This is a genomic window from Andreprevotia lacus DSM 23236 (assembly GCF_900176275.1).
In the GTDB taxonomy this organism is placed as follows: Bacteria; Pseudomonadota; Gammaproteobacteria; order Burkholderiales; family Chitinibacteraceae; genus Andreprevotia; species Andreprevotia lacus.
The window spans coordinates 21,537-27,725 of record NZ_FWXD01000042.1; the positions used below are offsets into that span (position 1 = coordinate 21,537).

The following is a 6,189-nucleotide window of genomic DNA, read 5'->3' on the forward strand; positions in this document are numbered from 1 at the left end:
CGCTTGCGCGAGGGAGCCTTGCCACGCTCGTCAATGGGCCAAATCTGGTCTTGTTAAATCAAGCACTTGGGTGCGTGGCAGCCCCTCATGGCCGGGGCCGATTGTCAGTCTTTCACAGAGTTCATCAGAGGAATCGTGTTAAGGTCGCGCGGATGAGTAAGTTGATTCATCCGTCGGGTGGCCTGGGTGGCCAGTTTGGGTTGATCTGGGCTGGGCTGATGCGTCTGCGCGCACTGCATGCGCGACTGCGTCTGGTGTGGCCGACCTGGCTGCCGCGCACGCTGGCGCCGCTGCTGGCCTTGCTGCTGGGCCATGTGCTGGCCGATGCAGGCATCTATCCCCCCTTGCTGTTTTTTGCCGCGCTGTTGTTTGCCTTCTTTGCCGCTGTCCTGCAGCGCTGGGCCGCGTTTGGTGCGGCCATCGGGCTGGAGAGCCTGTTCAACAGCATCGACAGCGTCAAGCAGGCGATGACCGACGAGCCGCTGGTGGCGCGCGACCTGTGGTCGGCGTCGCAGGGCGGGGCGCTGACCAGTTATCTGAATGCCGAGATCATCGGCTGGACCTTGCTGCTGCTGCTGTCGATTGCTATCGGCTTGTATTACCGGCCGCGCTTGCGCATCTGGCGCGTGCTGACCGGCGCCATCCTGCCGGCCTTGCTGCTGTCGCGCGTGTTTGCGCCGCCCGGCGTCAACGGTTATGCCAACGCGTTGATTGAGGACGGGCTGGGCGCGCACTATCTCTCCTACAACTTTCACGAGAACGTGCGGCAGAACGGCATTCTGGCGCATCTGTACCAGACGGCCGAGAGCGTGGCGGTGCCCGAGCCCGGGCCGCATGACTTTTATGCCGTCACACCGTTGACCCCGGCCGGCACGACCGTGCAGCCGGATATCGTGATGATTCTGTGCGAGGCGTGCTTCAGCAGCCGTGACGAGCGCTTTGTCACCCCGCTGGCCGATTTGCGCCGCAGCGGCTTTGTGCAGACCTCGGTGGTCAGCCCGGTATATGGCGGCGGCACGGCCGAGGCGGAGTTCGAATACCTGACCGGCATGCCGTCCACCGTGCTGCCGGGCATCGATTACCAGAACTTTGCCGGCGCCTATCGTGACGGCGCGCGCACCCTGGTATCCAAACTGCGCCATGCCGGTTACCGCACCATCGGCATGCACAACTTTTATGGCTCGTTCTGGAAGCGCGAAGAGGTGTATCCCAAGCTCGGCTTCCAGGAAACGCACTTCATTGATGACATGAAGTGGGAAGAAGATGGCTGGCCGGCCGATGCGCTGATGTACAAGCGCGCGCAGCAGGTTTATGCCCAACAGCCGCGCGGCGGCCATACCTTTATGTTTCTGGTGACGGTGCGCACGCATGGCGCGTATACGACCAAAGAGGGCGATGGCGGGCGTGGCGACTATGAAACGCGGCTGCGGCAATCGGTGACCGATTTGCAGCGCTTCGTGAAAGCGATCGACGCACAGGCGAAGAAGCGCAAGCGCGAGGTGATGTACGTGCTGGTGGGCGATCACAAGCCATCGTTGTCCAAGGCCTTTCACGATGCCGGCGTGTTTGATGCGGGCTTCTTCCGCAGTGTGGGCAGCAGCAATGCCGATTTCCAGTTCGCCCTCAAGCTCACCCCCGAGCAGCAAGGCCGGCGCGGCGAGGTGCCGCTGTTCGTGCGCTATGGTGCCGACAAGCAGCGCGCCGAGCGCATGGCCGACCAGGCGGCCGGCCGGCCGATGTTCTGTGTGCCGGCGGTGGTATCGCAGCAACTGCCGTATCGCGGCCAGTATTTCGATACGCTGGCATCGCGCTGCAGCGCACCGGCCGAACAGATGACCGTGGCCGCCGCCGAGGGCTGGCAGCGCGACTTTCCGCGCGCGCTGTTTGCCGAGCGGCTGTTTTGAGCGCCTGTCATGCACCCTCGGCCGTCATTGGTGCATAGACCGGCACCAAGCCCCGGCAAAGCCGGATTCTTTGCGGTGTGTGAAGACGGCGCCGCTGCGCGGGTTCAAACCAGGCTGCGCAGTTTCTCCACGCTGGGTGCAAACAACGATGCACCGGTGACGGCGCGGGTGTAATTGAGCATGTGATCGACGCGGCCGTCGCTGGTGGGGGCCACCATGCGGGTCAGCATTTTTTCAAAAACTGACGGTGTGCGGCAGTAGCTGACGAAATACAGCCCCTGTTCGCCGCCGGGCAGGCCATAGGGCATGGACCGGCGCAGCATGGCCAGCTCTTCGCCTTTCTCTTCGATCACCACGCGGCTGATGTGCGAGGTGAGTGGCCGGTCTTCATCCGGCAACTCTTCGTCTTCGACCTTGCTGCGGCCGATCACGGCTTCCTGCTGTTTGGTGGGCAGCTTCTGCCACTGGCCCAGCCGGTGCACATAGCGCTGGATGTGCAGATAGCTGCCGCCGGCCCATTCGCCATCGGCCAGCAGGGCTACTTCGGCCTTCTCGTCGCCGCTGGGATTTTCCGTGCCATCGACAAAGCCGGTCAGGTCGCGCCCGCCGTGGTAGCGAAAGCCGGCGGTGCTGTCGGTGACTTCCAGCCAGTCGGCCAGTTGCGCCACGCATTGCGCGGCCACCTCGTGCAGCAGGTCGTAATGCTCGCCGCGCAGGTGCAGCAACACGTCGATTTCGCTGGCCGGCGCCGGATGGATAGCCCCGCTCACACGTGGAAAGGCGCGCAGCTCGGGCGGGCGGGTATCAAACAGTTCGCCCCAGGCATCGCTGCCGATGGCGATGGTGCCCAGGGTGGTGCCGCGCAGATTGGCCTCGGACAACTGCTGGGGCAGCGCGGCCAGGCAGCGGCGGCTGGTCGCATCGGCACGTCTGCCGATGCGGCGGCGCAGTGCGACGAACAAGGCGTGGCTGGAGGCGTCGGGCAGAATGCCGCTTTGTGGCGTCATGGTTGGTCCTGTGCAAAGGCCCAGATGGCGGGCAGCCAGCGGGCAAAATTCTGAAAGCCGTGGTCGCCGCCTTCTTCGACGTCCTGGCGGCTGCCGGCAAACTTGGCGACGGCATGGCGATAATCCAGCACCTCGTCCCCCGTCTGCGTCAGCAACCAGTAGCGGGACAGATCGGTGGGCACGCGCTCGTACAGCCTGAGCGTGTCGGCAAAACTCAGGTCTATCTGGTATAGCTCGCCAGTCTGATAGTTGCGCTGCGGGCCGATATGGTTGGCCAGCTCTTCATAAGGGCGCACGGCCGGGTTGATGAGCACGGCCTTGCCGCCGAACTCTTCCACGGCCCAGGTGGCGAAATACCCGCCGAGCGAGCTGCCGATAAAGCAGAGCTTTTCGCCGCGCAGCTTTTCCACCTCGTGGCGGATCAGCTCGCCGCAGGCCAGCGGCTCCATGGGCAATTGCGGGCAGTGCAGGTAATCGGCCAGCTGCTGCTCGGCCATCCACACGGCCGTGTCCTGGGCTTTTTGCGAAAACGGGCTGGACAGGAACCCGTGCAGGTAGATCAGATGCGGTAATGACATGGCGGCTGATCCGGTAAAAAAAGATACGTTAAGGAATAAGCAGGGTGGAGCCCGTGGTCTTGCGTGCCTCCAGGTCGCGATGCGCCTGGGCGGCATCGGCCAGTGCATAGCGCTGGTGCACTTCGGCAATTACGTCGCCGCGCGAGACCGCAGTGAAATAGTCCTCCGCAGTGTCGATGAGTTCCTGCCGCGTCAAAGTGTAATGGCCCAAGGTCGGGCGGGTGAGGAACAGCGAGCCCTTCTGCGCCAGGATGCCGGGCGAAAACGGCGGCACCGGGCCGGACGCATTGCCAAAGCTCACCAGCATGCCGCGCGGTGCCAGGCTGTCGAGCGACGCTTCAAAGGTGGCCGCGCCCACGCCGTCATATACCACCGGCACGCCGCGCCCCGCAGTAAATGCGCGTACCTGCGCGGCTACATCCTCGTGGCTGTAATCAATCACCAGATCGCACCAGCGTGCTGCCAGCGCGGCCTTGTCGGCATTGCCCACGGTACCGATCACCCGCGCACCCAGCGCACGCGCCCACTGGCAGGCAATCTGGCCCACCCCGCCCGCAGCGGCGTGGATCAGCACTGTCATGCCTGATTCGACCTTGAAGGTACGCTTGAGCAGGTATTGCGCCGTCATGCCGCGCAGCAGGGTGGCAGCGGCGACTTCCTCGCTGATGGGGGCCGGCACCGGTACCACCCTGGCGGCAGGCATGATGCGGTGGCTGGCATAGGCACCCGGCGCGCCGCCGGCATAGGCGACCCTGTCGCCCGGCTTGAACTCGTGCACACCGGCGCCGATAGCCTCCACCACGCCGGCAGCCTCCACCCCCAGTCCGCCCGGCAAGGCAATCGGATACAGGCCGGAACGGTGATAGGTATCGATAAAATTGACCCCGGCAGCGCTTTGCCTGATCAGCACCTCGCCCACCGCTGGCGACGGCAGCTCGGATTCGGTCACTTCAAGCACGGACGGGTCACCGTGCTGTTGGATGCGTATGGACAGTGCGCGCATGGAAACCGTGGCCGGAAGAATGATGGTTTTATTTTAGAGGGCAATCCGCAGAACCGCCGTACTCGTGCGGGCAACTATTCCACTTGCGGTGGCTAACGCCGCTGCCTTGCCCTGTGCTGCCGCCGCATTCTCGAAGGCTGCGCATCTGGCTGTATAAGCATTTAACTTCTTACTGAATTTCTTTCGAAATTAATATTGCATGGTTAGAATCGCCTTTCCTGTTCTTTCGGCATGCTTGCGATTTATTGTCTGCATGCCGGGTGTCCACATGTGCCTCGCGCGTGAGGCTTTATGCCTGACACTGGCGACGCACGGCGATTGGCCAGTAGTGGCGGGGGCCGGTCATCGTCAGACAAAAGGCATCCACCACGGGAACAGGTTTTGCGTTATTCACAACACCGAGAAAGCAATCCGCCAACTCGCCATAACAGGGGAAACAAAATGAAACTCAAGCAACAAGGTTTTACGCTGATCGAACTGATGATCGTGGTCGCCATCATCGGCATCCTGGCTGCCGTCGCGATTCCGGCGTATCAGGACTACACCGTGCGTGCCCGCGTGTCGGAAGCGCTCAGCTTTGCTGATGCCGCCAAGACCACCGTGGCAGAAAACGCAGCCAACGGCGCTTACCTGGACGCAGGCTGGACCCAACCTTCCTCGACCGAAAACGTGACTTCGATGGGCGTGGACAGCACAACCGGCATCATCACCGTGGCTACTACTTCCAAGGCTGGTAACGGCACCATGGTCTTCATCCCTACCTATGGCAGTGGCAACAGCGCGCTGGCTTACGGTACCGTGCCGACTGATGCCATCCAGTGGGACTGCAAGAGCTCGTCTTCCCTGCCGAACAAGTATCGTCCGTCGCAGTGCCGTAGCTAATCAAGCTTGCGCCCAAAGGGCATCTCCTTTGGGTGCAATCTCGGGGAGCGTTGCCCCTGCAGTTTGCGTGTAGCGATCTGGCCAAGCAGATTCCCTGCTCGTACTGCCACCCTGCAATGCGCTGGACCATCTCTGATCCTTGCCCACCTGAGCGGACACGCCGCGCAAGACTATCAATACATTCTAATTTTCTGTCGCGCAGCTTCGAGTTTGCTATATGATGGCGCTGCATTGCCGGTACGCTGCAGTGATTGTCTCGCATTGATCTGCGAGTGTGGCGGCATGTGCAGCAGGTTGTTGCCGCCAACCCCAAAAAACGACCGGATCGATTGAAAGCGCTTTCTTGTGAGCGAGCTCGATTGCTTCGGGTCTGGCTGGCTCGTTGGCGGAGGCTGCTGGCGGATCACGTAACCCGGGGGTTGCGCATTGCTCCGCCCAATAAAACTTTCCCTGAGGAGATATGACATGCAACGCGTACAACAAGGTTTTACCCTGATCGAATTGATGATCGTGGTTGCGATCATCGGCATTCTGGCTGCAGTCGCCATTCCGGCTTACCAGGACTACACCGTCCGTGCCCGCGTATCGGAAGCACTGAGCTTCGCTGATGCCGCCAAGACCACCGTGGCAGAAAATGCAGCCAACGGCGCTTACCTCGACGCAGGCTGGACCCAGCCGAGCTCGACCGAAAACGTCACCTCGATGGGCGTGAACAGCACCACTGGCGTCATCACCGTGGCTACTACTTCCAAGGCTGGTAACGGCACCATGATCTTCATTCCGACTTATGGCAGCGGCAACAGCGCGCTGGCTTA

General features: G+C 62.1%; 6 protein-coding genes. 3 read left to right on the forward strand and 3 right to left on the reverse strand.

Going from position 1 to position 6,189, the window contains the following annotated elements; translation table 11 throughout:
- The first annotated feature begins 152 nt into the window (after positions 1 to 152).
- Positions 153 to 1,904 (forward strand): LTA synthase family protein, encoded by a 1,752-nt coding sequence (locus B9A19_RS20380; RefSeq protein ID WP_084092996.1) that lies wholly within the window; start codon positions 153 to 155, stop codon positions 1,902 to 1,904.
- A 104-nt stretch (positions 1,905 to 2,008) separates the two neighbouring features.
- Here the strand turns inward: B9A19_RS20380 and B9A19_RS20385 are convergent, their stop codons facing one another.
- The 3 genes from B9A19_RS20385 to B9A19_RS20395 are packed head-to-tail and all read right to left on the reverse strand — an operon-like array spanning position 2,009 to position 4,492.
- Entirely contained in the window at positions 2,009 to 2,911 is a 903-nt protein-coding gene (locus tag B9A19_RS20385) for a Dyp-type peroxidase (RefSeq protein WP_084092997.1), read from the reverse strand.
- Entirely contained in the window at positions 2,908 to 3,489 is a 582-nt protein-coding gene (locus tag B9A19_RS20390) for a YqiA/YcfP family alpha/beta fold hydrolase (protein ID WP_084092998.1), read from the reverse strand. Before B9A19_RS20390 ends, B9A19_RS20385 begins: the two co-directional genes overlap by 4 nt.
- 28 nt (positions 3,490 to 3,517) lie before the next feature.
- On the reverse strand, positions 3,518 to 4,492 hold the full coding sequence (locus B9A19_RS20395; protein ID WP_084092999.1) for a quinone oxidoreductase family protein: 975 nt from the start codon (positions 4,490 to 4,492) through the stop codon (positions 3,518 to 3,520).
- 441 nt (positions 4,493 to 4,933) lie between these two features.
- Here B9A19_RS20395 and B9A19_RS23380 point away from each other — a divergent pair, with 441 nt between their 5' ends.
- Both B9A19_RS23380 and B9A19_RS20405 read left to right on the forward strand, forming a co-directional pair.
- A complete protein-coding gene (locus B9A19_RS23380) occupies positions 4,934 to 5,374 on the forward strand; it encodes a pilin (RefSeq protein ID WP_084093000.1) in 441 nt (146 codons plus the stop codon).
- A 465-nt stretch (positions 5,375 to 5,839) separates the two neighbouring features.
- Positions 5,840 to 6,189 (forward strand): pilin (locus B9A19_RS20405; protein WP_084093001.1); only part of this gene is annotated, 350 nt, incomplete at its 3' end.

Bases quoted from the DNA above. Each gene is read 5' to 3' on its own strand.
- B9A19_RS20380 (WP_084092996.1), top strand. From the start codon at position 153: ATGAGTAAGTTGATTCATCCGTCGGGTGGCCTGGGTGGCCAGTTTGGG.
- B9A19_RS20385 (WP_084092997.1), bottom strand. From the start codon at position 2,911: ATGACGCCACAAAGCGGCATTCTGCCCGACGCCTCCAGCCACGCCTTG.
- B9A19_RS20390 (WP_084092998.1), bottom strand. From the start codon at position 3,489: ATGTCATTACCGCATCTGATCTACCTGCACGGGTTCCTGTCCAGCCCG.
- B9A19_RS20395 (WP_084092999.1), bottom strand. From the start codon at position 4,492: ATGCGCGCACTGTCCATACGCATCCAACAGCACGGTGACCCGTCCGTG.
- B9A19_RS23380 (WP_084093000.1), top strand. From the start codon at position 4,934: ATGAAACTCAAGCAACAAGGTTTTACGCTGATCGAACTGATGATCGTG.